This window comes from Vibrio sp. Y42_MX_L11 (genome assembly GCF_024181785.1).
In the GTDB taxonomy this organism is placed as follows: Bacteria; Pseudomonadota; Gammaproteobacteria; order Enterobacterales; family Vibrionaceae; genus Vibrio; species Vibrio diabolicus.
Genome location: NZ_JAMZAP010000025.1, coordinates 43,233 through 69,759 on the forward strand (window position 1 = coordinate 43,233; position 26,527 = coordinate 69,759).

Genomic DNA, 26,527 nt, shown 5'->3' on the forward strand with positions numbered 1-26,527 from the left:
TAACGGCGCTGAAAAATTTGTAAGTAGAATAACTACTTATCAAAATTTTTGCCTTTTTATCAAACATTCCCCTGCGCTGTTTCTGAGCTCTTATTTACTGTGATTGGCATTTGTTTTGAAACCAGACAACCATCGAGAAAGTTAATGGAAGCCTCAAGATATAAACGCATCTTGTCGAGGGGAAGTTTGGCGTCCGTCATACTTATGCTCTCAGGATGTAATTCAGCTTTACTTGACCCCAAAGGTGCCATTGGTGTGCAGGAAAAAGAGCTAATTATTACTGCTCTTTTGCTGATGTTGATCGTTGTAATCCCTGTGATTCTAATGACGATTTACTTCGCTTACCGATACCGCGCCTCTAACACTGAAGAAGAGTACGCTCCCGAGTGGTCACACTCGACCAAAATCGAAGTGGTGGTATGGACAATTCCAATCATCATCATTGCGATTCTTGCGACGATCACATGGCGTTCGACTCATGAACTAGAGCCCTCCAAACCATTGGAAAGTGATGTTAAACCAATGACCATCGAAGTGGTGTCACTCGATTGGAAATGGTTGTTCATCTATCCAGAAGAAAACATTGCGACGGTGAACTATGTGGCGTTCCCGAAAGACGTGCCAGTGCAGTTCAAACTGACTTCGGACAACATCATGAACGCGTTTTTCATACCTCGCTTAGGTACACAGATCTACGCGATGCCAGGCATGGTAACCAAGCTCAACCTGATAGCGAACCATGAAGGTGACTACAAGGGTTTTGCATCGAACTACAGCGGCGAAGGCTTTTCGCAAATGAAGTTCACAGCCTCTGCAATGTCTGATCGTGCTGCGTTCCTAAATTGGGTGCAGAAAGTGAAGGCGAGCCCTGATCGTATTGAAGATTGGGAGCAATACAGCTCACTGGCAGCGCCAAGTATCGCAGAGCCAGTCACTTTGTTCTCTAGCGTTCCTCCGTTCTTGTTCACCGACGTTGTGACTCAGCATCCTGGTTCAATGAACTGTTTGCCTGAAAACCAAGGATAATCGTAATGTTTGGAAGATTAACTCTTGATTCAGTTCCATTCCACGAACCTATTATCGTCATCACCTTAGCGGTCGTGGCGCTGGTTGGTTTAGCCGTAGTTTACGCGGTAACTAAAGCCGGAAAGTGGCAATATTTGTGGAATGAATGGTTTACTTCAGTAGACCATAAAAAACTTGGCTTCATGTACATCGCAGTAGCGATGGTGATGCTTGTTCGTGGTTTTGCTGACGCAGTCATGATGCGTAGTCAGCAACTCCTTTCTTCTGCGGGTGAAGCAGGTTACTTGCCACCGCATCACTACGATCAAATTTTTACTGCCCATGGCGTGATCATGATCTTCTTCGTAGCGATGCCATTGGTTATTGGTCTGATGAACATCATCGTGCCATTACAGATTGGTGCGCGTGACGTAGCTTTCCCGTATCTGAATAACTTGAGCTTCTGGCTGTTTGTTGTTGGTGTCATTCTAACAAACATGTCTCTCGGCTTAGGTGAATTTGGTCGCACCGGCTGGCTAGCGTATCCGCCGCTTTCAGGTATTGAGGCCAGCCCAGGAGTCGGGGTCGACTATTGGATTTGGGCGCTGCAGATATCAGGTGTCGGTACGACGTTAACAGGCGTGAACTTCTTCGCGACCATTTTGCGTATGCGTACACCGTCTATGCCAATGATGAAGATGCCAGTTTTCACTTGGGCGTCTCTGTGTGCAAACATTTTGATCATCATTTCATTCCCAATCCTAACGGTGACTATCGCTCTGCTAACGCTGGATAGATACCTAGGCATGCACTTCTTTACCAATGATCTTGGCGGCAACGTAATGATGTACGTCAACCTGATTTGGGCTTGGGGCCATCCAGAAGTGTACATTTTGATCTTGCCAATTTTTGGTGTGTTCTCAGAGGTCACCGCAACCTTCTCACGTAAAAAGTTGTTCGGTTACACATCGCTAGTTTGGGCTACCGTAGTTATCACGATTCTTGCGTTTGTCGTTTGGCTACACCACTTCTTTACGATGGGATCTGGCGCGAACGTAAATGCTTTCTTCGGTATTGCCACGATGATTATTTCTATCCCAACAGGGGTGAAGATCTTCAACTGGCTATTCACCATGTACAAAGGCCGCATCCGCTTTACGACGCCAATGATGTGGACGGTGGGCTTCCTGATCACCTTTACTGTTGGTGGTATGACAGGCGTACTCATGGCTGTTCCGGGCGCAGATTTCGTTCTGCATAACTCAGTATTCCTGATTGCTCACTTCCACAACGTTATCATCGGTGGTGTGGTGTTTGGATGTTTCGCTGCGATCACTTACTGGTTCCCGAAAGCGACAGGTTTCACCATGAATGAAACTTGGGGCAAACGTGCGTTCTATCTTTGGATTATTGGTTTCTTAATGGCGTTCCTACCGCTTTACGCATTGGGCTTTATGGGTATGACTCGTCGTTTAAGCCAAGACATCAACCCTGAATACTTCCCACTGTTGTCGATTGCCGCAGCAGGTACGGTTGTGATCGCGCTGGGCGTATTGTCTCAGTTCATCCAAATTTACGTGAGTATCCGTGACCGCGAGCAAAACCGTGACCTAACTGGTGACCCGTGGGGTGGTCGTACTCTTGAGTGGGCAACATCGTCTCCACCGCCGTTCTACAACTTTGCACACCTGCCAAAAGGTGATGTGCTGGATGCCTTCTGGTACCAGAAACAAAGTGGCGAGTTCGATCCAACTAAAGAAGTGGAATACGAACGTATTCATATGCCAAAAAACACGGCAACAGGCATCTACGTGTCGGCTTGGTCGCTCCTATTTGGCTTCGGCATGATTTGGTACATCTGGTGGCTAGCGGCGGCAAGTTTGGTCGGTATTATCGTGACGTGTATTCAGCATAGCTACAACGATGACGTGGATTACTACGTGGAAGTTGAAGAGATCAAAGCAATTGAGGCCGAGCGTCGAGCTCAGCTTGAAGAAGCGAAGAAAAACTCAGTGAAAGACAGCGAAAGTAAAGATGATCTGGAGGTGACGTATGCAAACTAATATCGCAGCACATCACGACCATGATCACCACCATGACACGAATGGCAACAAGCTATTTGGTTTTTGGGTTTACCTGATGAGTGACTGCGTACTGTTTGCGACCTTGTTCGCGACATACGCTGTGCTGTCGAGCAATTCAATTGCGGGCCCAACAGGTAAAGACATTTTCGAACTCCCATTCGTGTTTGTCGAAACCATGCTGCTGCTGTTTAGCAGTATCACATTTGGTTTTGGCATTATCGCGATGAAGCGCAACAACGTTGCTGGTCTCAAACGTTGGATGTTAGTAACGTTCGCACTTGGTCTTGGCTTTATCTGTATGGAGGTCTATGAGTTCCATCACCTGATTGAAGAAGGCTATGGCCCACAAACAAGTGCGTTCCTATCGGCATTCTTTACGTTGGTTGGTACGCACGGCCTGCACGTAACCTTTGGTCTGATTTGGTTAGCGGTAGCGTACCATCAACTGTCGACGAAAGGTCTGAACGACAATATGGCAATGCGCTTTAACTGCTTAAGCCTATTCTGGCACTTTCTAGATATCGTCTGGATTTGTGTCTTTACCATCGTTTACTTACTGGGGGTAATGTAATGGATCAACATGTAGAAACCAGTGCGTCAGATTACGTGAAAGGCTTCATTGCCTCACTGATTCTGACGGTAATTCCGTTCTACTTTGTTTGGACGAAATCATTACCAGATACAACGACCTATGCGATTCTATTTGGATGTGCATTAGTGCAGATATTTGTTCACTTTAAATACTTCTTGCACATGGAAACAAAAACATCCGACGGACGTTGGAACCTTGTATCACTGATGTTTACCGCCATTGTTGTACTTATCCTTATCGCTGGCTCGGTATGGATCATCTACAACATGAACGTCAACATGAAGTTGTAGGCCAAGGTATGCTGAAAAGTTATTTGTCTATCACCAAACCGGGCATTATTTTCGGCAACCTGATTTCTGTTGCGGCGGGGTTCTTCCTCGCCGCAAAAACAGAACCAGCTAGTCTAATGTTGTTCGTTACAACGTTAGTTGGTGTGGGGTTAGTCATCGCTTCAGGTTGTGTGGTGAATAATATTTTCGATCGTGATATCGACCAAAAGATGGCACGTACACGAAATCGTGAAACAGTGAAAGGTAACATCAATATCGATATTGCGTTTGTTTATGCGCTTGCTTTATTGCTGGTAGGCACCGCACTGTTATTTATCCGAGTGAACCCACTATCCGCTGTCGTCGTGTTGCTTGGCTACGTGTATTACGTGTTCTTTTACACGATGTGGTACAAACGTAACTCGGTGTATGGAACCTTAGTGGGAAGTATTTCAGGCGCAGTCCCGCCATTGGTGGGTTACTTGGCGGTAACAAACTTCATTAGCTTGGAAGCGATTTTACTCTTTACCATGTTCTGTCTCTGGCAAATGCCGCACTCGTATGCCATTGCCATGTTCCGGATGCAAGACTACCGAGAAGCCGGGATTCCCGTATTACCAGTTAAAGAGGGCATTCATAAAGCGCATCGACACATGAAAGCGTATGTCGTGGCGTTTGGGGCCGTATCGTTGGGGTTATTTTTACTTGGTGAAGCCGGGTATGAATACTTAGCGGTTGCAGCGGTCGTTTGCTTTATGTGGACGAAAGTGACCTTTCGCAGCATTGATGACAGCAACTACATCGCTTGGTCAAAGTCGGTGTTTAAAGTCTCACTGCTAGTGGTGATGGGGATCAGTGGTGTACTAGGATTAGAGCTTATTCCGTTGCCGTTTATTTATTGAGTTTGAAATTCTTTAATATCACTTCCATGTAGCTCCCATTCTGAGAGCTACATGCTTTGCTAGACTCGAATTCATGCCTAAAAGAGATAATATGATTATCCCTTCTAACTATGGTCTTGGTTCATGTTTCGTCGTTTTACTCTTCTTTCAATTGTTGCTATTTCTTCATGCGTATTAGCCCAAGTTCCGTCCTCGGTTAGCTCCGTGGAAACTTATCGTATTGGAGATATTCTTGTCAGGCTTATTATTCACAACATGGAGATTAATCCAGTGATTGAAGTCGATACAATTAATCGTTCAGATTATGAAATAAATGATGTATTTCGAGTTTCCTCCATTTCTCTAGATAATGAAAAACTGGATTTCAACCAGAGTGCTGGCGTTTTTGTAGAAGAGTATGGAGTGCGTGATAATAAAGTATTTTTCGTGCTTGATTACTTTTACCTACATGGGGGAGGAAGCGTTCTTGTGGATTGTGAAGTCTCATTCGAAAAAGAGAAGATCTTACCCCCAGAATGTAGAGTGATGAAGGTAAACTGAGAAATCGGCCGAGTTGCTTTTCTTACAAGCTTATCTCACTAAACCTTAATCCAGATTAAAGTTTTGCCACCCACGAGGCATTAAGGTGCGCCTGTAGTTTGCAGGTCTCACGGATTCAGAGAAGGAACAGCCATACGTTGGGTATCGCTGTTCCTTTTTTGTTCTTGGTTACTTGGGAAAAGATAGAACCATAAAGACAACATTAAGAGGACTGGTTTTGAGCATTTTGTTTTCCGAAGCCCGCATTGGCAACATGACCCTAAAGAACCGTTTTGTGCGCAGCGCAACGTGGGAGAACATGGCGACCGAAGATGGCCACATGACGGATAAGCTTTACGATATTTACGAAGAGTTGGCGAAAGGTGAAGTGGGTTTAATTGTTACTGGTTATGCCAATATTGTGGAAGAAGAGAAACCCAACGCTGGGATGATGGGGATCTACAACGACTCTTTTATTGAAGAATACAAAAAGCTAACAGAGCTAGTACATCAACACGATTCTAAAATCGTAATGCAAATTGCTTACGGTGGAACCAAAACCACCTACAGCGTCGGTGAGCGTGTCATCTTTGCTCCGAGTGATGTGCCTGAGCGTGGCACGAATACGCAAGGCAAAGCGATGACTAAGGACGAGATCGATTACATCGTAAAGGCATTCGCATTGGCGAGTAAACGTGCTCAAGACGCTGGTTTTGACGGCGTAGAGATACATGCGGCACACACTTACTTAATTAACCAGTTTTTAAGCCCGTACTATAATCGTCGCGAAGACGAATACGGTGGTGGCTTAGAAAATCGCATGCGTTTCCTTTTAGAAATTTTTTCTGAAACCAGAAAGCTGGTTGGGAATACTTTCCCAATCCTTGTGAAGCTTACCGCGACAGAATTCTTTGACGGCGGTTTAACGTTCGATGAAACTCGCGTCGTCTGTAAGAAACTCGAAGAAGTGGGCGTTGATGCGATCATCGTGTCTGGCAATATTCACGGCAAAGCAAAAGAGCTTGTTGGTGAAACGTTCGATGGTTACACACTACAAGAAGAAGGCTATTTTCACGAATATGGACATGTGATCAGTCAAGATGTGAGCGTCCCGGTGATTACTGTCGGTGGATTGAGTGACATTGATGCGATTGAGAAAATTGCAGAAAACACAGATATCCAATTTTTCGCTGTGTCACGTCCTTTATTGGCTGAGCCTCAGTTAATAAAGCGCTGGAAAGAGGGTAATCGAGCGCCAGTGGATTGCGAGCGTTGCTCAAAATGCCGAACCAAACGTGGTAACTTTTGCGTAGTGTATAAGAACCGAAATCGTCGTAAATAACCCACCTTAAGTGACGGTATATCATTGATAAATAGCGCAATAGTCTTCTAAAACACTAAGAAGGCTATTCAATTTAATTCAATATCACTGCCTCTAACGGCTATTCACTATTCGCAGTCCGAAATATTTTTATAATCCTATTTAATTGATAAATAAAGGTAATATAATTAATTATTAAAAATATTAATTATAAGACAAAGTTTCATATTTGAAACTAAATTGCATTCTAAACTTACAATGAACTTATTAATAATTAGGTGCGAGTGTTACACAGGGTAAAGAATACAGAAGGTGTTTTGAGGTGCGGTATCATTGCGATAACTATCTGATTTTTATAACTGTGTTTCAGCTTTATCGAACCCAAGAGAGTAAGGGAATTTGTGACCCTACGGTATCGTTACTGTGGGGCCTAGTTTATTTTCTGAAAATAGCTACTCAAACGTCACGTTTAATTGTGAGGGACTTGTATTAGCTTGTCGTTGCATTGTGCTTTGCAAGCCTCATGTAAAACGTGAGAGGCAACTAATATGAATAGTCTAGAAAATGCAACCATTGAACACTTTAAAAATCAATTTCAGGGTGATGTTGTTTTGCCCGGAGATCCTACGTACGACGAAGTTCGTCAAATCTGGAATGGCATGATAGATCGCAGTCCCGGTGTTATCGCTCGCTGCAAGTCTGCCGATGATGTCGTGATGGCGGTTAACTTTGCTCGGGATAACAATCAGCTACTTTCGATCCGAGGTGGCGGGCATAATATTGCGGGCAATGCGGTTTGCGATCATGGTGTGATGATCGACTTGTCACTTTTGAATCATGTTCAAGTGGATGAAAGCGAAAGAAGGGCTTTCGTTGAACCTGGCTGTACGTTGGCTGATGTCGATGAGGCCACACAAAAATATGGATTAGCAACGCCTGTCGGCATTAATTCAACCACGGGAATTGCGGGGTTAACGCTTGGTGGTGGTTTTGGTTGGTTGAGCCGAAAATATGGTATGACGATAGACAACTTGGTCTCCGTAAATGTCGTAACTGCAGATGGTCGTCAACTGCTCGCGAATGAGACAGAAAATGCTGATTTGTTCTGGGCGTTACGTGGGGGCGGCGGTAACTTTGGTATCGTTACGCGTTTTGAATTCCAGCTACATCCTGTCGGTCCAGAGGTGTTAAGTGGTCTCATTGTCTTTCCATTTGAGCAAGCGAAATCCATTATCACCCAGTTTGCGAAATTCACTGAGTCGGCCCCTGATGACCTAAGTGTCTGGATGGTGAGTCGGAAAGCGCCGCCACTCCCATTCTTACCTGAAAGCGTTCACGGTAAAGAAGTGGTTGTACTCGCGATATGTTATGCGGGTGACCCGGCTGAAGGTGAGAAGTTAATTGCACCGTTGAGAGAGTTTGGTGATGCACATGGTGAGCATGTTGGTGTACAGCCATTTGCGGCGTGGCAGCAAGCGTTTGATCCATTGCTTACTCCGGGCGCACGTAACTATTGGAAATCGCACAATTTTAACTCGCTAAGCGAAGGTGTGATTGATGCAGCGATAGAATACGCAGGTAAGTTACCATCGCCTCAGTGTGAGATTTTTATCGCCTCTCTTGGCTGCGCTGCCTCTAGACCTGAGCCCGAGTCTATGGCTTATTCTAGCCGTGATGCAAACTATGTATTAAATGTGCATGGAAGATGGGATTTAGCAGAAGATGATGAAGCTTGCATCAGCTGGGCAAGGGAATTTTTTGCCAAGACTAAGCCCTATGCAAGTGGCGGAGCGTATATCAATTTCCTTACACAAGACGAAGCTGAACGTACAGAGTCTGCCTACGGTCCAACCTTTGCGCGTTTACAAGCAGTGAAGAAGAAGTTTGATCCAAATAACTTGTTCAGAATGAATCAGAATATCAAGCCAGAATAAGTGCAATAAGAGCGTCGTCATTTCATATGACCGGATCTGTCACTTAATATCAAATAACAGTGGCTCTAAAATCTAATGGAGCCACTGTTAGCTAAAACCTTCGAACTACGTCTCTTCATCTTGATAGTTTAGATAACGTACACACAAATCATGAAACGCTTTTGCTTGAGGCGAGATCGTGCGGTCGGTCAACGTAAAGATACCAATTTGCCTTTCAAGCGGTGGATCGATAAGTGGGATCCAAACCAAGCGTGTTTCATTGGTTGGGAAAGCAAGCTTCGGTAGGGTCGTGACACCAATCCCAAGTTCTAAGACAGAAAACAGCGAAGTGATATTCTCGACCGAATAGAGCGCTTGCTCACTCAGTGCTCTGGCTGGGGTTGGATCGAGAAGCGTACAGGTGCCGTTACGAATAAAAGGTTGTTCGAGCAAAGTTTGCCACTCGATTCCCTCTGTTTTATTGGCAATCGGGTTATCTTTTAAACACACCACGCCAATGGTGTCGGACAACAGCGGTGTAAAGTCAATGCCGCCCTCATCAAGGTGGGAGGGGTTACCGAGCGCCAAGTCGACTTCACCGGAGAGTAAGCGAGCCTCGACGCTCGCCGCGTTATCATCGATCAAGCTTACTTCTACATTTGGATACTGCTCGCAAAAGGCACCCAACACGCTCGGGATGAGTTTCGCTGCAACAGAAGGAACGCTCGCAATTCGCACTCTCCCTTGCTGTCCGGCCGCGGCAGCTTTGAGATCGTTGTCCAGCGCACTGTAGATATTGAGAAACTGAACCACCTTGGGCAAACAAATCTCACCAAAAGGCGTTAATTTGGTTTTGTTGCCGGGCTCAAACAGCGTTTGTCCTAGCATTTTCTCTAGCTCTTTTATCGACGTGGAGAGCGCAGCCTGAGATCGATTTGCACGATGTGAAGCGGCTCGAAACCCACCTTCCTCGACTACCATCACAAAATGCATTAATTGTTGAAGCTTAATACTCATCCCTAATGCCTCTTAATCCCTTTATTTACGTTATTCTCAATGAGGTGATAAGTTTTATTTATCAAATGTAAAAAATTTACCGTTAGATTTATCGCCTGTCAATGTGCATCATTTAACTATATTGAAACAAAGCTGTTACAAAGGTTGAAAGGCACGTGAATACTCCTACTAAAAAACACCCAGTTAAAACCAGTCTATTTGCTTCTAAAGCGCCGCTTGAATGGGCGATAGTCAACAACGGAACCCTGTATACGGCTCAAATTCCTATTGATGACACAGGCGCGGTTGTGGAAGGCGGCATCGAAGCACAAACACGTCAAACCTTTAACAATCTCATTCACACCCTGGAGTGTGCAGGGGAGTCTTTGGACTCTGTATTGCAGGTCCTGATTTACGTGACCGACAGAGAATACTTAAAAACCGTTAACCAAGTGTACGCGGAATATTTTGAAGCGCCGTACCCAAATCGCGCCGCCATGGTGGTTGCAGGGTTAGCACGAGAAGAAATGTTGGTGGAGTTTGTCGTCTACGCGTCGGCAAGCCAACCAGAATAAATCCAACAAGAATAATTGAGATCAGTGAGTGGGTGGCTTGCCATCACAAATCGGAAGAACAAGGAAAGAACCATGACTTTTATTAACAATGTTCAAGCAGAAAAATCCCTCTACATAGCAGGTGAATGGCAATCGGGCATGGACACCATCGCCAATATTAACCCTTCTGATATCAGCGAAAACATAGGCGATTTCGCACAAGCGAGTGTGTCGCAAGTAGAGCAAGCGATTCAAGCGGCTAAATCAGCGCAGCCAGATTGGGAAAAAACACCAATCGAGCGTAAACAAGCAGTGCTGCAAGCGATTGGTGATGAGCTCATTGCACGATGTGACGAATTGGGCACCTTGCTTTCGCGTGAAGAAGGCAAGCCATTTGCTGAAGGTCGAGGTGAGATTTACCGTGCTGGCCAATTCTTCCAATATTTTGCTGCTGAGGTACTGCGTCAAATTGGCGATAACGCTGCTTCCGTCCGTCCAGGTGTCTCCGTTGAAGTTACTCGCGAAGCCGTCGGCGTTATCGCCATTATCTCTCCTTGGAACTTCCCAACAGCAACAGCGGCTTGGAAAATCGCGCCAGCACTTGCGTTTGGCAACAGTGTCGTCTGGAAGCCTGCCAACCTAACTCCAGCAAGTGCCGTTGCACTGACTGAGATTATCCATCGCCAAGGTTTACCTGCTGGCACGTTTAACCTCGTTTTGGGTAGCGGTTCGCAAGTAGGTAATACCCTTATCAATTCGAAAGACGTGAACGGCGTTAGCTTCACTGGTTCTGTGGACACTGGCCGTAAAGTTGCAGCGGCTACGGCACCAAACTTTGTGCGTTGTCAGCTAGAGATGGGCAGTAAAAACGCGCTCGTAGTGGCAGATGATGCAGACATTCAAATTGCCGTTGAAGCCACAATCGCAGGCTCATTCTCGGGTGCGGGTCAAAAATGTACTGCGTCTTCTCGTCTTGTGGTTATGGACGGAATTCACGACGCGTATGTTGAAGCGCTAATCAAACGCATGAGCGAACTTAAAGTGGGTCACGCACTAGAAGAGGGCGTATTTATGGGCCCTGTTGTTGATGGTAACCAGCTGAATGCGAACTTTGAGTGGATTGAAAACGCACGCCAAGCAGGCGCGGAGCTGGCTTTCGGTGGTGAGCGTCTGAGCCTAGAGCATGACGGTTACTACATGTCACCAACCCTGTTCTTGAACACACAAAACAACTGGGAAGTGAATCAAGAAGAAGTCTTTGCACCAATGGCAAGCGTGATTCGCGTTTCTGATCTGGATGAGGCGATTGCAGTCGCGAACGATACGCGCTTTGGCCTGACAGGCGGCATTATTACGCAAAGCCTGCGCAATAGCGCGATCTTCAAACAGCAAGTCCAAACGGGCTGCGTCATGGTTAACTTGCCAACTGCGGGTACAGATTATCACGTCCCATTTGGTGGCCGTAAAGAATCTAGCTTTGGCCCTCGTGAGCAAGGTCAGTACGCCAAAGAGTTCTACACCGTGGTGAAAACCGTTTATCAGCGCCCTTACTAAGAACAGCAGGGTAGCTGATGGTGTCAGTTACCCGAACTAAAAGGCTAAGAAATTGTTTAAGGAGTGGTTATGTACCAACAACGGATTGTGATTGACGGATTGCAGTACTGCAATTGGGATCGAGAGTATTTCCAAACGCTTAAGGCTAGTGGCATTACCGCCGTTCATGCCACCATCGTCTACCACGAAACTGCGCGCGAAACCTTAACGCGTTTTGCTGAGTGGAACTTGCGCTTCGAGCAAAATGCGGACCTCATCATGCCTATTTATTCAATGGCAGATGTAGAAAAAGCCAAAGCAGAAGGCAAAGTCGGCATCTTCTTCGGCGCGCAAAATTGCTCACCAATTGATGATGAAATTGGCCTGATTGAAGTGATGCGCCGCCAAGGTCTGCTGATCATGCAACTGACCTACAACAACCAAAGCTTACTGGCGACAGGTTGTTACGAACAAAACGATTCCGGCGTAACTCGCTTTGGTAAGCAAGCGATTGAAGAGATGAACCGAGTCGGGATGATCATTGATATGTCCCACAGCGCGGAGCGTTCAACGTTGGAAGCTATCGATCTTTCTTCGCGTCCAATTTGTATCAGCCATGCTAACCCGACATTTGCGCATGACGCACTGCGCAACAAGTCCAACACCGTGATCAAAGCACTGACGGAGCGCGGTGGTTTGATTGGATTCAGTTTATATCCGTTCCATTTGCCAAATGGCAGCCAGTGCACGCTGGATGATTTCTGCCAGATGGTTGCGAAAACCGCAGACATGTTTGGCGTTGACCATTTAGGTATCGGTAGCGATTTGTGCTTAAACCAGCCGCAACAAGTGTTGGAGTGGATGCGCAACGGTCGTTGGTCAAAAGCGATGGATTACGGCGAAGGTTCAGCAAGTAACTCGGGATGGCCAGATGCGCTGCCATGGTTCTGCGGCAGTGCAGGGATGGAGAACATCTACAACGGATTAATGCGTCACGGATTCAGTGAATCTGAGGCAGGAAAAATATTGGGTGAAAACTGGTTCAACTTCCTCAAAGAAGGATTAGAGCCTATTTCATAGTACTCCCAAAATTAGGAACCGCCTGCCTACATAACAACAATACGGCAGGCGTAAAACTCACATTTGTAGCCAGTCTTTGGCAGCTGCAAAGAACCTCTGGAGCCAGAGTATGTCTGATTTAACCAATAGCATGAAAGCTTCCACGATGAGCGTGTCATCGGGCAAGTCAAAAGCAACACACAACACATCAACAACAGAAAACACGACGGACAAATTGGGACTGAATAACCCGGCCTTTTGGTATAGCGGTGGTTTTATCGCGTTGTTCGTTGCTATTGCACTTTATGACGGCGAGTTGTTATCTACGATCGTTAACGCCGGCTTTGGCTGGGCAGTTCAGGTGTTTGGTCCTTACTGGCAGTTACTGCTGCTTCTCACTTTTCTTATTGGTCTTGGCTTGGCTGCAGGGCGAACAGGCAAGGTGATGTTGGGCGGGATTGCAAAACCAGAAATGGATTCTTTCCGCTGGATGGCGATTATTTTCTGTACCTTATTGGCTGGTGGTGGTGTTTTCTGGGCCGCGGCTGAGCCTATCGCGCATTACGTTAGCCCACCCCCTTTGTACGGCGCGCAAGATAACCCACAGCAAGGTGCGGTGAATGCGTTGTCGCAATCCTTTATGCACTGGGGCTTTCTGGCTTGGGCGATTGTAGGTAGCTTAACTTCCATCGTAGTGATGCACCTGCATTACGACAAAGGTTTACCATTAAAACCCCGTATTTTGCTTTATCCAGTGTTGGGCGAACGAGCACTTAAAGGCCAACTCGGTGCGTTGATTGACGCGTGCTGCATTATCGCGGTAGCCGCGGGCACCATCGGGCCAATTGGGTTTCTAGGATTGCAGGTTAGCTACGCGTTAAATGCGCTGTTTGATATTCCTGATGGCTTTACCACTCAGCTTATCATCATCTTGTTTGCGATTGCGCTTTACACCTTGTCTGCACTCAGTGGATTAAGCCGAGGCATGCAACTGCTTAGTCGTTACAACGTGATTCTGGCAATGGCATTGATGGTTTACATCCTGTTTTTTGGCCCTACGAATTTTATCTTTAACGGATACATTCAAGGTGTAGGGAGCATGCTGGATAACTTTATCCCAATGGCGACCTATCGTGGTGACGAAGGTTGGCTAAGCTGGTGGACAGTATTTTTCTGGGGCTGGTTCCTGGGTTATGGTCCGATGATGGCAATCTTTATTGCGCGTATTTCCCGTGGTCGCACTATTCGCCAAGTTATTTCAACCATCAGTATTGTGGCTCCGTTAACCACCTGTTTTTGGTTCACGATTGTAGGCGGCTCTGGCCTAGCGTTTGAAATTGCTGAACCGGGTAGCGTGAGTGCGGCGTTTGAGGGCTTTAACTTGCCAGGTGCTTTGCTTGCGGTGACTCAGCAACTACCAATGCCAATGCTGACTTCAATTCTATTTCTGATTTTAACCACGATCTTCATCGTCACGACGGGCGACTCAATGACCTACACCATCAGTGTCGTGATCAGTGGTGAAACGGAGCCGAATGCGATCATCCGTACCTTCTGGGGCGTAATGATGGGTGTGACAGCTCTGATCCTGATTTCGCTTGGCTCTGGCGGCATCTCTGCACTGCAATCTTTCATTGTGATTACCGCGGTTCCGGTTTCGCTGATTCTGTTGCCGTCACTTTGGAATGCACCGCAAATCGCAATCAAAATGGCGAAAGAGCAAGGGCTATAACAATTATCTAATTCAAACAACGTGGAGCTTGTGCGGGTGTTTTCCTCCTGCATCCGCACAAACCCTAGTATTCTTACAATAACAAATAGGTGGTGAGCAAAATGGATGCACATCGTTCTACTTATACGGAAGCAACTATGCGCGATGCAGCGATTGTCATGGCAGCCGAAAGGCTTGGCGCAATGCACCAAAACCGAATCAGCTTTGTTCGTAGTCTGATTCGTAATATGGCAAGCCAAAACTGGCAAGTAACCAAGCATGAGTGGCAACTTTGTCCGCGTGGTTATGGTCACGTGATTTATAAATTGACCACGCCAGAGCACGTCTATCATTTGGTGGTGTTCTGTGATGAAATTGCCGATGACGAGCGTAATGACCGCGTCATTGCTGAAAAGTGGGACGTCACATTTGCACTGGTTCAAGGCGATGTTGATGTTACTTTGTTGGAAAGATTGCGAGCAAATGTACCGCTGCAAGAAGCGGGACGTAATCCGAATAACGTGCTTGTTCTGGCTCGCGCAAACAAAAGCGTGCGCGTGTTTGAGCACATTGTTAGCGCTCTTTCTCAAGGCAAGCAGCCCGAGCCAAAAGAGTTGGCGGAAGTGGGGTATATCCTTCGTACCACAGCTGTTTATGGGAACGGCAAGTTTGGTATCGCCGATTTCAAACTGTTAGAGAATAACCCAGATTTCAGCCAGTCTTTTAGTGCGCAAATGTGTGCCGTATATATGTTGCGTGAATTCAGCCTGGATTGGGTGCACTACCTGGCACTTCAGCAAGGAGGCGACAACGCGGTGGCTTTGCATCGTGGCTTGCAGCGCTACCTTGGTGTCGGCAATGCTACTGGCTTAGGCATGGCTCCATACTTGATTAATCACCCGTGCATCGTTGACCAATGGATGACCTCTCGCGAGCGTGCGGTAGCGCGAGTCTTTGCGATGCCGTGTGAAGCTTCATTCCATGCTCATTTGCAAGGATTACTGCAAAAAGCACAGCGCCATCTAGAGCAAGTCATCACCATCAATGAACATCAAGACAGGCTCAATCACCAAGCGATAGCAGACATCAAACAACTGCTATCGGAGCTAACAACGTTAATGGCATCACATCCGAACTGGGCGAGTTTGGTCGAGCATAAGAAAACAATGAGTGTGGAAGCCCAAGAAATCCTCACCTCTTGCTTGATCGAGCTCTACCCATCTTTGGTGGACGAATTTGCCAGCCAAATGAATACGGATGAAACGCTATCGATTCCGGGCGGGAAAAAGATCCAAGATTTACTTGAGGTGTTGCAAAGCAAATACCGCTGGGCGATTGATGCAGATTACTCACTAGCCGAGAACAACTACTGGTTCTGGTATCGTTCACAAGACAAAGAAGAACCAAGGCTTGGTGTTCGTGGGGAGGAAGCAGGAGAAGAAAAAGAGCTGCCGCTTGATATTGGCAGACAAGTGAATCGCTTGTACCACGCTTTGCTTGGTTGTGATGAAGAAATGTCCGTAGCGGAGTTTTTGTTGCAGAACCCGACTTATCGTTCGATCACACGTCGTGTATGGACGTTAGGTAACCGAGCAATGGGTGATATTCAAATGAACGTGCTGCGCCAAGATGCACTGCCAATGCACTTATTGCGCTGTAAGTTGGCGATCTTTGGTGCGACTAAGTTTGATCCACGCTCGGATCGTTGGGTTCGAGTTACTTTCTTCCAAGGTGCGCCGCTGTTAGATGAAATTCACGATCCTAAACTGGCGGACACATGGATTTTCCCGAGCATGCCGGAACGAGAAGAAATTGCGCAAAGTGACAATCAAAAAATCAACGGAGGATTTGCATTATGATCGTCTCTCACAACGAATTGGTGGCCGCGGTTAATAAGGCATTTCTTGGCATGCGCCGTCACTGTGGTGAGGCGGATGTCATTGCGAACATGGTGGCGGACTTGCAAATGGTTGGCTTGCACGGGGTGCGTCACTTTAATAACGCCAGCCTGTTTCTTGGGTTAGATTCGGACTGCGCCGTATCGGTGACCAACAGCACGTCAGCGAGTATCGAGATGGATTTGCACAATGGCAGTGTGGCGTGCCACTTACCCGCCGTGTTGGATTTCGCACTTGAGAAAATGATTAACAGTAAGTCGATTACTATCACGTTGAAGCAGTGCCATAACCGTTGGCTAGGTTTTAGTGAGTTGTTGAAGCTCTCTGCAAAAGGCATTGCGTGCCGTGCACAATGGGTCAATGGCTCTAGTCCCAAGCGAACGCTTTATGTGTTAAACCGTGGACGAATCGCGCCAGAAGTCTTTTTCTCGGATCAGTTTGATGGGCATGATACGGATTTGCATAGTATGGTTATCGAACTCTCTGTGAACGATTTCGATATCGAGAAAAGCGCACAGGGATACACCATTCACATTGAAGGCGATGAGTTAAGCAACACGCAACAAGCCTCTTGGCAAAATGGTATTTTTGTCGAAGACCAAGAGTGGGAAACACTGAAACAAACCGCAACCGCGTTGCTAGTGGAGAACAGTGAGCGTTCCATGCAGGGCGCTGGTGGTGTGGTTTAATCTCTGAAGGGACGGTGATTCCAAGTTTCAAGTGATGAAGGCTGCGGTTTAGCGGCCTTTTTTGTGCGCGATGTTCGGTCACTTCTTAGGTTCTAAGGCTATGATTATCGTTAAATACCAAGTAGAGCGACATAGGGAAGAAAAATGGACCTGCAAGAGAACAAAAGAAATGCCATTGCGTTTTACGAAACCGCCTATCGGGGTAACCCAAGAAAGGCGGTTGAAGACTACGTTGGCGATGAGTACATCCAGCACAATCCATTAGTTGGAAATGGCCCCGAGGCTTTTATCGAGTATTTTGAGCGGATGCAAAATGAGTATCCCAATAAAGACATTACGTTTGTGCGAGCCATTGCTGAAGGGAACTTGGTGGCACTACACACTCACCAAACATGGCCTAATGATATTGAATACGTGACGATGGATTTCTTTCGTTTTGATCATAATGGGAAAATCGTCGAACATTGGGACGCTCTGCAAGAGATTCCTAAAGAAACATTGAATGGTCACACCATGTATTAACGAACCGTTGATTAGCCTCCAATACTATTTATTCAAACGGTATGGGAGGCCAAATTATTTGGTACGAGTTAGACGTCAATCACTAGAGCGCTTTTTCGATCTTCATCGCTACGTCTTCAGATACCCAACCTTTCCATAAGTCAGGGTAGGTATTAAAGAAGTAAAACATCGCTTCTTCACCATCTGCGTAGTTATCTTCCATCCAGGCCAGCATTTCACTCATTTGCTCGTTGGTAAATCCGCGTTTCTGCAAGTACGCGAATGCTTGGGGTTCTTTGTTCGCAAATGCCTCAGTTGTTACTGTGCGAACTGGAGAAGGTGGGTACATTGTTACTTTTGGTGAAGCACAATCAGGCTGGGTGGTACAGTTGCGATACTCTTCCAGATCCGTTCCGCTACCAAAATCCACTTTGACCATATCATACTTGCCCAATACGGGTGTTGGTGACCAGTAGTAACCAAACCAAGGCATTTTGCGATCATAGGCTTTGGCGATGGTGCCAGCTAATGCTGCGCCAGAGCCTGGGTCAACCATCTCAAAGCCGTGCTCACTTAACCCTAATGCATTAAACAAGTGACCGGAGGTGATTTGGCATGTCCAACCAGCAGGGCAGCTATAAAAGGCGAACTTGTCATCATCCTCAGGGTGTTCAAACAGCTTGGCGTGTTTAATGACGCCTTCTATCGTCGCGAGCTCTGGATACTGTTTTACCAGATAGGCAGGAACCCAAAACCCTTCTTCACCACCATTGACAAGCGACTCACCAGCGATGCGCAAGCGTTTATCAGCAATGCCTTTATCAAGCGCTTCTTTAATGCCGTTTGTCCATAACTCTGGCGCAACGTCAGGTTGTCCCTTTTCAATCATAGAGGTGCCCGTAGGAACGCTATCACCAGGGATCAATTCCGCATCGCACTGGTAGCCTTCATTTAAGACAAATTGGTCGATGTGCGCCATTAAGCTGGCCGAATTCCAATTCATATCCGCGATGGTTATTTTTCCACATTCATCCGCATTTGCATGAGTTGATAATGCTGATAGCAGCAGAACAGAGAGCATTGAAGGTGTCGTCTTCATGTGACTGAATTTCCTTGTCGTTGTCATTTACTTCAGTATATACATCGGTTTATAAAGATTCAGTGAACAAGGTTTTTTCAGTGACGTTAAGCATAAAAACGGCGATTTATGAAGCGTTGAGTGAGAGTGTTTGAAAGGGAGTTAATACAGCAAGAACACCCCTTCGTAGCCGCCGATCTCAATGTGAGAAACATAGTCGCCGATGTTACCGTCTTGATCTACAGGTTGCATAGGCTCTGGAAGCTTGATCGTCATCTTCGGTGAGGAGAAATAATCGATATTCTTGCCAAAGAAATCAGTCCGATACAACACTCGGCCTTTGGTGAATTCGCGGGCTAACACTATCTCCGTAGGGCCATGCATCACTACCGTATCGTCTGAGCGATACGCAAAGTACGTATGGGTTGGTAACAAATCGATAGCGCCATTAGGCAAGTCAGGATGAGCCACTTTGCTCATAGAAGCATCTCCAATCACCGTGTAATCGGCGGAATAGGGCGTGCTGGTGGACATCATTAGCGGAGTCGCCTGATACCCATCTGGGATTTGATTGGCTGGCGTACCTAAATCGATGGCAAGCAAGGTGCTAGGTTGATAAGCAATATTCTTTGGTATGCCTGCCTTCCAGAAGTTGTCACCTGTAGTGTTATTGCTTCCATATACGTAACCATTATTCCACTGGCTAAAGTAACTGCGCTCAGGGTGATAGTTTAAGTAGAACACTACTAGTGCAGAATATTGGTCCTGCTTCCAATTGTTTTCTGTGTTACCAAAGTATTGAACGCGACCATAACGCGTTGTTGCTTGATAAATCACTTTCTGGCCAACTTTGGCGAGAGCAGAGTTATCCCAAAACTTAGCCAAGCCAGCATAGCCACTAAAGCCAGTGGAAGGGAAAAGGTAGTGCTCGCGCAAGTACAAGGAGCCAGCATCAACCAAGTGGTTTTGGCCGTTACGACCGAATAAGTTGGCCGTGCCTATGTTGAGGCCAATTAACGCATCCGCATCCAGCGTCGCCAATTTGTTTAAGAACGCCGAGAATTGCGCTTTGTATGCATAATCAGCGGCTTGGCTTCCCGCCACCAAACCAAGCTCATCCACCGTACCACCGGAATAAACGTAGAACTGATTTTCTCCGAGTAACTTATTCGTATCGTCGTTGTACGCACCGTTTAAACCTTGTTTTGCCCATTCTGCTTGGTAATAGTGGTGTATTGCGTTGGCAAGATCGGGATTGCCGAGGTTGGTTAATGCCCAAGAAGAGGTTTGATTCCACATGCGACCAAATGGAATAACGCGTGACTCCCAACGAAATCGTGCCGTTGCATTCTTATTTGAACGGTTTTTGTATTCATTCCAAGAAAGATAATTGTCTTGGTTTCGATCTGCAGATTTGTCGAAGCCACGAATTTTACGCCAGCGTTGAATGGTTTGACCTTCAGGTGTCTCCGTTGGTGCTCCTGAGATATTGACGGCAGGGAAGCTATCTTTGAGTTGAATGTTTTCGAGACGTGGGCGGTTTTCTATGTTGTCGTCATGCCAAGTAATTTTCGCAACGTAAAGGCGGCCGCCGTCGCGTAAAAAGGTGGAGCCAAAGTACTGACCGCCACCATAAGTTTTTCCGCTACCATCATGCGTTGTAGCGCGAACCCAATCCGAAGGAACAGACCAGTTTACCGTTTTGTTTTTAGTCATGTTCTCAGTCTTGTCTTTTTTAATTGCGAAGCTTTTCCATTCTGTTACCAGACCAAACGAATCGATGGCAGAAGGGTATTCAATTATGAAGTTGCCACCTTGAGCAAACTGGGAAAACGTAAGGGTTAGGCGGTCGAACTTCTCTGAGTGATAAACATAGAGGGCACCACCATTATTCGCCTGACCGAATACATCAGCATCCCATGGCGGTGGTTGATATAGCCAAAAACCGGCGTGGTCAGCACTAGCCGTATAACCAACAATCATCGGTTTTCGATTGAGTAAGGTATTTTCACCATTGCTTGAGTCGACTTCAGCTAGGATAGTGTCTTCAGAAAAGTGGAGAAAGAAATCTTCGTAGTCAACTCCATTCAGTTCTGCTTGGTTACGTATATCGTTTTCCAGCCAACCTGAGTTAAGTTCCAGCTTTTGGTTGTACATGTAACCAAGCGCTTTTACACGCTCGTTATCACTCTTATTTTCGTAAGCTCCAAACACGATATCGGCATTATCCAACTCCCATTCAAGTGCAGCGGCAGCAGAGATAGGCTTATCTTGAAGATCAATACCCTGTTCATGCAACCCAGGTAACACGATTGCTGTTCTACTCCAAACGTTGGGTACAGAAAGCAAGCTCAAAGAAATGAGTGTAACGAGAGAAAAACAATGCGACTTCAACATGGAGTTATCCCATTAATACTTAGATGACTCAAATTAAGAGTCAGATACAAAAAGAAATTATAGTCCATTCGCGAAGTCGTAATCAGGCCCCTGCCATAGAGGACTTTACAGGAAAACTAACAGGGGATGCTGTGCAAAAATGAGCGGGTGTACTTGGAATAGATCATCCTCATAGACTCAAAACTTCCTCTACACGTCAGCACAAAAATAACCACCATTTTAACCTTGTTTCGGTCGTCACCATGTTGTTGGATTTTTCTTCAACAAATTCAGTTAAAACTAACTCTTCAAACCAGTCAGATACTCTGTCTTGGTGGTTGCAGATCATACAAAAAATTAACAAATTAAATTTTTATACATTTTTATTGCATAAAAAGTCCAGTTGAGTAATATAAATACCAAGTGACAATTAATGCGGTATGTCAGCATGACTATTCAGGTAAGCGGAATCAATAAATCCTACGGTGAGACACAAGTGCTTCACGATGTCAGCTTTAAGTGTGAAAGCGGGGAAACACTGGTGTTACTTGGTCCAAGTGGCGCAGGTAAGAGCTCTCTACTGCGTGTTCTTAACCTTCTTGAAGGGGCGGATAACGGCAAGCTAAACATCGCAAATGATGTTTTTGATTTCTCTACTGAAATCAAAGAGAAACAAGGTTTAGCACTTCGTCGTAAAGTAGGCATGGTGTTCCAGCAGTACAACTTATGGCCGCATATGACAGTAATGGAGAACCTGATTGAGGCTCCGGTAAAAGTATCTGGCATGGATAAAGAAGAAGCGAAGAACCAAGCAATGCAAATTCTCGCAACACTTCATTTGGCAGACAAAGCGGATGCGTGGCCGATGCAGCTTTCTGGTGGTCAGCAACAACGTGTGGCGATTGCTCGTGCATTGATGATGAAACCGGAAGTCTTGCTTTTTGATGAACCGACCGCTGCGCTTGATCCGGAAATTACTAACCAAGTCGTTAAGATTATTAAAGATTTAAGCGAAACTGGCATCACCCAAGTCGTAGTAACGCATGAGGTCGATTTTGCTAAAAAAATCGCTAGCCACGTACTGTATCTAGAAAAAGGACACATCGTCGAGCACGGCACAAATGATTCGTTTTCTAACCCGCAAACCGCCCAGTTTGCTGACTACCTAAATCACTAAATTACGTTTTTAACGTTCAGTCTATTTAACAGATAAGCTCGGCTGTCATTGCGAGTGTCAGCCCACTAAGTACACACGGAGTATTGCAATGAAAAAGATTCTACTAGCTTCACTAATCGGCCTCTCTTCTGCAACTATGGCAGCAAACGCAGCAGCACAAGAAGAGATCAAATTCGCGATGGAAGCGACGTACGCACCATTCGAATACATGGATGAAAATAACCAAATCCAAGGTTTTGACGTGGATCTGGCGAACGCACTATGTAAAGAAATGGAAGCCAAATGTACCTTCCATAACCAATCTTTTGACAGCCTGATCCCTGCATTAAAATTCAAACGTTACGATGCGGCTATCTCTGCAATGGATATTACTGAGGCGCGTTTGGAGCAAGTGAATTTCACGAATGCATACTATGAAAACTCAGCAGCGTTTGTTTCTATCAAAGAAAAAGTTGCTGATCAAAAAGCACTAGAAGGTAAGCGCGTTGGTGTTCAAAACGGTTCAACACACCAAAGTTACCTGATTGAGCAAATGCCGGGCGTAACAGCGGTTCCTTACTCTAGCTACCAAGACGCATTCATCGATATGAAGAACGGTCGTATTGATTCTGTATTCGGCGATACAGCTGTCGTAGCTGAATGGTTCAAGAAAGAAGACAATCTAGCATACGTGGGCGAGCACGTAACCAACCCTAAATACTTCGGTAACGGTTTCGGTATCGCAGTAAACAAAGGTAACGACGAGCTAGTGAACAAGCTGAACACGGCACTGAAAACAGTGAAAGCGAACGGCGAATACGACGTAATCTACAACAAGTACTTCGGTAAGTAATATGGCACTAACGGGTTACTCTTTATCGCTTGTTCAAGCTAGTTGGATGACTGTCCAGCTAGCCTTCACAAGCCTCTTAGTCGGTTTGATTCTGGCAGTGGTATTCGCCAGTGGTGAAATGTCTCGCCGCGTTTTCGTTAAATGGCCAATGACGGCGTTTGTGACGATTGTACGTGGCTTGCCAGAAATCCTTGTCGTGTTGTTCATCTATTTTGGTTCGACGCAGGTTCTGTTTTTAATCACCGGCGACTTTATTGAAGTTAGCCCGTTCTTGTCTGGCGTGGTGGCGTTGTCATTGATCTTCGCTTCCTACGCTTCTCAAACTCTACGTGGCGCATTAAAAGCCGTTGGAAGAGGGCAGAGAGAAGCAGCAAGTGCACTCGGCATCAGTCAAGCACACGCTTTCGTTCGCATTGTTTTACCACAAGCAGTAAGACACGCACTACCAGGTTTAACTAACCAATGGTTGGTTCTGCTGAAAGACACCGCGCTTGTATCACTGATTGGCGTAACGGATTTGTTGAAACAAGCGCAGCTAACATCTGCAGCGACGCATGAAGCGTTTACATGGTACGCAACCGCTGCGGCGATTTACTTAGGCATTACTTTGATTACGCAACGTGCCGTAAAACTGATTGATAAGAAATTCTCAATTCAAGGTATGAGCATGGGACAGGAGGCGACCGCATGAACGAACAACACGTTTGGCAAATGCTGAATGGCTTGGGCACTAGCCTCCAATTGACCGCCGCTTCCTTGGTTGTGGGCTGTCTCTTAGCTCTGATGATGACGCTGACTCTGATCCTACGTACTCCGGGTTTGCATTGGGTAAGCCGTGGCATCATCACCTTGTTTACTGGTACGCCTTTGTTGGTACAGATTTTCTTGATTTACTACGGTCCGGGTCAGTTTGACGCAGTAAGAGAAAGTGTATTTTGGACATGGTTAAGCCAACCTTGGTTCTGTGCGATGTTAGCGTTAGCGCTTAATACCGCTGCCTACAGCACTCAGTTGTTCAAAGGAGCGTTTAACGCGATTCCTTCCGGTCAATGGCAAGCGTGTCGTGCATTAGGCATGAACAAAACCGCCACACTGAAAGTGCTGTTGCCATACGCTATTCGTCGTGCTGTTCCGGCTTACTCGAACGAAGTGATTTTGGTCTTCAAAGGTACGTCACTAGCAAGCACGATTACGATCATGGATCTGATGGGTTACGCGCAACGCATTAACGCACAAACTTACGATACGTTGACGGTATTTGGTATTGCTGGCGCATTTTATTTAACGGTAAATGGTGTGCTAACTCTTATTTTCCGTCAGGTAGAGAAGAAAGCACTAGCCTTTGAAGCCGTTTAATTATTAGTAGCTAATTTGTAAATGCCTCTGTTCAAGCGTTGCCCTGAACAGAGGCATATTTGTTTTAGTGTGCTGCTATGCTGGAAAAATCATCAAGAATCACCAAACTTAAGTAAGGTAAACAATCACTGGTGATGATATGGAACGTCGACACTTCTTAGCTTTATGGTCGCTAATATTTGCGCCTTCGCTAAAATCCGCTAGCCCAATGAAGCCGACACCACCTCAAACGGAAGGGCCGTTTTATCCCGTGGTTCCAGTGCCACTTCGTCAAAATTTGATTTTGCAGTCGAAAGGTCTTATTGGTGAGCCCATTTTTCTTCAGGGTAAGGTAATGGATACAGCAGGAAACCCATTGTCTGGAATGAAAATAGAAATATGGCAATGTGATGGACAAGGCATCTATGAACACCCGAATCAACCTAACAATAATAAGTTTGATCCTCACTTTGCAGGCTTTGGTGCAGTTTTAACTGACGAAGATGGGAATTACCTTTTTCAAACGTTATTTCCGGTTCCATATAGCTCTCGACCTCCCCACATCCACGTAAAATTGTGGCGTGGAGAGAAAGAGCTGTTAACGACTCAGCTTTATTTGAAAGGGCGAACTGGTAACGAGTGGTGGGGCGGAAAAGCCCGTGATTATTTGCAGTTTGAGCCTGTCAACATTTATGGTCGTGTCGTCGGTGAGTTCAATTTTGTGCTCGCTTAGTGTGATTAAGCATTATTTTGAAAACTCACATCGTAGACTACAAAAGTAATTAGCAAACAGAAGCTTCTAACAGATTAGTCTTGTCCGGCTCTGACTCTTAGTTTGTAGAAATCACTGTACCCAGATTTACGGAGTTGAACACCGCTTACACCTTTCGCTCTGGTGATTTTTTCTTGCCCCCAGAACAATGGTAAGATTGTTGTATCAGCTCTGAGCTCCGAGAGTATTCCCTCCAAACGTTTTTCAGGCGTGGGATCTGAGACTGCATCGTGTACGTGATTAACATGCTGTTCAAATTCATCAGAGTGAAGAGCAAATCGAATACCTGTACCTGTTAATAGCCACTCATAAATTCCATAGGTTAAAGGTGGCTCAATGACATCTTCGACAAAGAGCAAGTCGGCTTGTTCTTTTACAAGTTGAGGATTACTAGCGTCAGTTAGCTCCACAAATTCTACATGCAACCCAGTTTGACGGATTAAATCTACGATCCATTGGTTCGCTTTACTTAAATAATCAATCGTCCACTTTGGATGGGTTATGACCAACGTTCCCTCAAGCTGAGGAATATTCTCATTGTGAGAGTTATCATCGAGAATGTGCATCGTTTCCAAGCCATTCGCTTTGGCAAATTCAAATCTACGACTCTCGATAAAAGAAAATAGGCGCTGCCAAGTTTGCTCGCTTAGTGAGCACTCGGCGCGACGATTACGTGCTAGAAAAGAAAATGCCTGAATCATATAACATTCGGTATCGTCAGTTTCCTGATTATAACTGATGTATTGATCCAGCTCAGTCCCTTGATGAGAGAGTGTTATTTGCTCCAATAATGCCTTTTTTGCGAAATAGTTATGATGTTTCTTCAGTACTATTTTGTCGGTATCCCAATGCCTAAGTACAAACGGGCCAGTACCTATTGTGATACTGCGACCTTTAAAGCTCTTCTGACGTCGAGTAGTGATAGACGCATTTGCGGTTGCTAAGCAGTAAATGAATAAGTTATTAGGCTGCTTTAAGTCAATACGTATAGCTTGTTTGGCATTATCGAAGCTGATACGAGTGACTTGCTGAAGTAATTTTTGGACGGGGCCATCTGTTGTAACGAGCTTATTTAAAGAGTGTACGACATCTTCTGCTTGTAATGTTAGCCCATCGTGACAGCAGATATCAGGGCGGAGCCAAATATATATACAACTGCCTTCATTTTTGTACTCACAAGCGAGGTGATTTTTTAATTGACCGTAGTGATCAACGGTAAATAGGGTGTCATACAAGCTGCGTATTACCTGCAGTTCTGAAAAGCGATAAGTCAGTGAAGGGGTTAGCTCATCAGGGCAAGATCATGAAAATCCTTTATGGCATAAGGGGTGACGTGAAGTGATGTTTCCACTAATTTGTACATTTAAATCACAATAATTTCAATACATTCAAGATCGATTTGATGATCAGA

At 45.7% G+C, this 26,527-nt stretch carries 24 protein-coding genes; 20 read left to right on the forward strand and 4 right to left on the reverse strand.

Going from position 1 to position 26,527, the window contains the following annotated elements:
• Positions 1–144: 144 nt before the first annotated feature.
• The 8 genes from cyoA (at position 145) to NL643_RS20205 (ending at position 8,626) form a co-directional block, all read left to right on the forward strand.
• Entirely contained in the window at positions 145–1,026 is an 882-nt protein-coding gene (cyoA, locus tag NL643_RS20170; RefSeq protein ID WP_005388604.1) for a ubiquinol oxidase subunit II, read from the forward strand.
• A 5-nt stretch (positions 1,027–1,031) separates the two neighbouring features.
• Positions 1,032–3,068, forward strand: a complete 2,037-nt coding sequence (gene cyoB, locus NL643_RS20175) for a cytochrome o ubiquinol oxidase subunit I (protein WP_005375781.1) — start codon at positions 1,032–1,034, stop codon at positions 3,066–3,068.
• On the forward strand, positions 3,058–3,660 hold the full coding sequence (cyoC, locus tag NL643_RS20180) for a cytochrome o ubiquinol oxidase subunit III (RefSeq protein WP_005375782.1): 603 nt from the start codon (positions 3,058–3,060) through the stop codon (positions 3,658–3,660). The genes cyoB and cyoC overlap by 11 nt, the downstream gene beginning before the upstream one ends.
• Positions 3,660–3,971: a cytochrome o ubiquinol oxidase subunit IV gene (gene cyoD, locus NL643_RS20185; protein WP_012842490.1), complete on the forward strand. Its 312-nt coding sequence runs from the start codon at positions 3,660–3,662 to the stop codon at positions 3,969–3,971. The genes cyoC and cyoD overlap by 1 nt, the downstream gene beginning before the upstream one ends.
• Positions 3,932–4,852: a heme o synthase gene (gene cyoE, locus NL643_RS20190; RefSeq protein ID WP_031780178.1), complete on the forward strand. Its 921-nt coding sequence runs from the start codon at positions 3,932–3,934 to the stop codon at positions 4,850–4,852. The genes cyoD and cyoE overlap by 40 nt, the downstream gene beginning before the upstream one ends.
• 123 nt (positions 4,853–4,975) lie before the next feature.
• Positions 4,976–5,392, forward strand: a complete 417-nt coding sequence (locus NL643_RS20195; protein ID WP_253645051.1) for a hypothetical protein — start codon at positions 4,976–4,978, stop codon at positions 5,390–5,392.
• A 217-nt stretch (positions 5,393–5,609) separates the two neighbouring features.
• The gene (locus tag NL643_RS20200; protein WP_253645052.1) at positions 5,610–6,713 is read left to right on the forward strand and encodes an NADH:flavin oxidoreductase; all 1,104 of its coding nucleotides are present in this window, start codon (positions 5,610–5,612) and stop codon (positions 6,711–6,713) included.
• A gap of 527 nt (positions 6,714–7,240) precedes the next feature.
• The gene (locus NL643_RS20205; RefSeq protein WP_253645053.1) at positions 7,241–8,626 is read left to right on the forward strand and encodes an FAD-binding oxidoreductase; all 1,386 of its coding nucleotides are present in this window, start codon (positions 7,241–7,243) and stop codon (positions 8,624–8,626) included.
• 105 nt (positions 8,627–8,731) lie between these two features.
• On the opposite strand, the gene NL643_RS20210 is transcribed toward NL643_RS20205, so the two are convergent.
• Positions 8,732–9,622 (reverse strand): LysR family transcriptional regulator, encoded by an 891-nt coding sequence (locus NL643_RS20210; protein ID WP_253645054.1) that lies wholly within the window; start codon positions 9,620–9,622, stop codon positions 8,732–8,734.
• Between the two features lie 155 nt (positions 9,623–9,777).
• Between NL643_RS20210 and NL643_RS20215 the strand changes: the two genes are divergently transcribed.
• The 7 genes from NL643_RS20215 to NL643_RS20245 all read left to right on the forward strand — a co-directional run bounded on the left by NL643_RS20215 (position 9,778) and on the right by NL643_RS20245 (position 17,567).
• The gene (locus NL643_RS20215; RefSeq protein ID WP_005375789.1) at positions 9,778–10,176 is read left to right on the forward strand and encodes a RidA family protein; all 399 of its coding nucleotides are present in this window, start codon (positions 9,778–9,780) and stop codon (positions 10,174–10,176) included.
• A 72-nt stretch (positions 10,177–10,248) separates the two neighbouring features.
• A complete protein-coding gene (locus tag NL643_RS20220; protein WP_253645055.1) occupies positions 10,249–11,709 on the forward strand; it encodes an aldehyde dehydrogenase family protein in 1,461 nt (486 codons plus the stop codon).
• A 69-nt stretch (positions 11,710–11,778) separates the two neighbouring features.
• On the forward strand, positions 11,779–12,768 hold the full coding sequence (locus NL643_RS20225; protein WP_005390958.1) for a membrane dipeptidase: 990 nt from the start codon (positions 11,779–11,781) through the stop codon (positions 12,766–12,768).
• A gap of 109 nt (positions 12,769–12,877) precedes the next feature.
• Positions 12,878–14,479 carry a BCCT family transporter gene (locus tag NL643_RS20230; protein WP_005390956.1) on the forward strand — a complete coding sequence of 534 codons (1,602 nt, stop codon included), beginning with the start codon at positions 12,878–12,880 and terminating at the stop codon, positions 14,477–14,479.
• Between the two features lie 101 nt (positions 14,480–14,580).
• Entirely contained in the window at positions 14,581–16,317 is a 1,737-nt protein-coding gene (locus NL643_RS20235) for a hypothetical protein (protein ID WP_253645056.1), read from the forward strand.
• Positions 16,314–17,045 carry a DUF3726 domain-containing protein gene (locus NL643_RS20240; RefSeq protein WP_104972710.1) on the forward strand — a complete coding sequence of 244 codons (732 nt, stop codon included), beginning with the start codon at positions 16,314–16,316 and terminating at the stop codon, positions 17,043–17,045. Before NL643_RS20235 ends, NL643_RS20240 begins: the two co-directional genes overlap by 4 nt.
• 144 nt (positions 17,046–17,189) lie before the next feature.
• Positions 17,190–17,567: a nuclear transport factor 2 family protein gene (locus tag NL643_RS20245; protein WP_005390944.1), complete on the forward strand. Its 378-nt coding sequence runs from the start codon at positions 17,190–17,192 to the stop codon at positions 17,565–17,567.
• An 82-nt stretch (positions 17,568–17,649) separates the two neighbouring features.
• Here NL643_RS20245 and NL643_RS20250 read toward each other — a convergent pair whose 3' ends face one another.
• Together NL643_RS20250 and NL643_RS20255 are read right to left on the reverse strand one after the other, a co-directional pair.
• Positions 17,650–18,645: an ABC transporter substrate-binding protein gene (locus NL643_RS20250; RefSeq protein WP_145535292.1), complete on the reverse strand. Its 996-nt coding sequence runs from the start codon at positions 18,643–18,645 to the stop codon at positions 17,650–17,652.
• 141 nt (positions 18,646–18,786) lie between these two features.
• Entirely contained in the window at positions 18,787–21,021 is a 2,235-nt protein-coding gene (locus NL643_RS20255; protein ID WP_253645057.1) for a hypothetical protein, read from the reverse strand.
• 427 nt (positions 21,022–21,448) lie between these two features.
• On the opposite strand from NL643_RS20255, the gene artP reads away from it, so the two are divergent.
• The 5 genes from artP to NL643_RS20280 all read left to right on the forward strand — a co-directional run bounded on the left by artP (position 21,449) and on the right by NL643_RS20280 (position 25,077).
• Entirely contained in the window at positions 21,449–22,177 is a 729-nt protein-coding gene (gene artP, locus NL643_RS20260; protein ID WP_104970792.1) for an arginine ABC transporter ATP-binding protein ArtP, read from the forward strand.
• An 88-nt stretch (positions 22,178–22,265) separates the two neighbouring features.
• Positions 22,266–23,009, forward strand: a complete 744-nt coding sequence (locus NL643_RS20265; RefSeq protein ID WP_005390934.1) for an arginine ABC transporter substrate-binding protein — start codon at positions 22,266–22,268, stop codon at positions 23,007–23,009.
• A 1-nt stretch (position 23,010) separates the two neighbouring features.
• Positions 23,011–23,700 (forward strand): arginine ABC transporter permease ArtQ, encoded by a 690-nt coding sequence (artQ, locus tag NL643_RS20270; protein ID WP_005388570.1) that lies wholly within the window; start codon positions 23,011–23,013, stop codon positions 23,698–23,700.
• Entirely contained in the window at positions 23,697–24,365 is a 669-nt protein-coding gene (artM, locus tag NL643_RS20275; protein WP_253645058.1) for an arginine ABC transporter permease ArtM, read from the forward strand. Before artQ ends, artM begins: the two co-directional genes overlap by 4 nt.
• Positions 24,366–24,504: 139 nt before the next feature.
• Positions 24,505–25,077 carry a protocatechuate 3,4-dioxygenase gene (locus tag NL643_RS20280; RefSeq protein WP_253645059.1) on the forward strand — a complete coding sequence of 191 codons (573 nt, stop codon included), beginning with the start codon at positions 24,505–24,507 and terminating at the stop codon, positions 25,075–25,077.
• Positions 25,078–25,151: 74 nt separating this feature from the next.
• Here NL643_RS20280 and NL643_RS20285 read toward each other — a convergent pair whose 3' ends face one another.
• Positions 25,152–26,351, reverse strand: coding sequence for an ABC transporter substrate-binding protein (locus tag NL643_RS20285; RefSeq protein WP_253645060.1), 1,200 nt, complete (start codon positions 26,349–26,351; stop codon positions 25,152–25,154).
• Positions 26,352–26,527 lie beyond the last annotated feature (176 nt).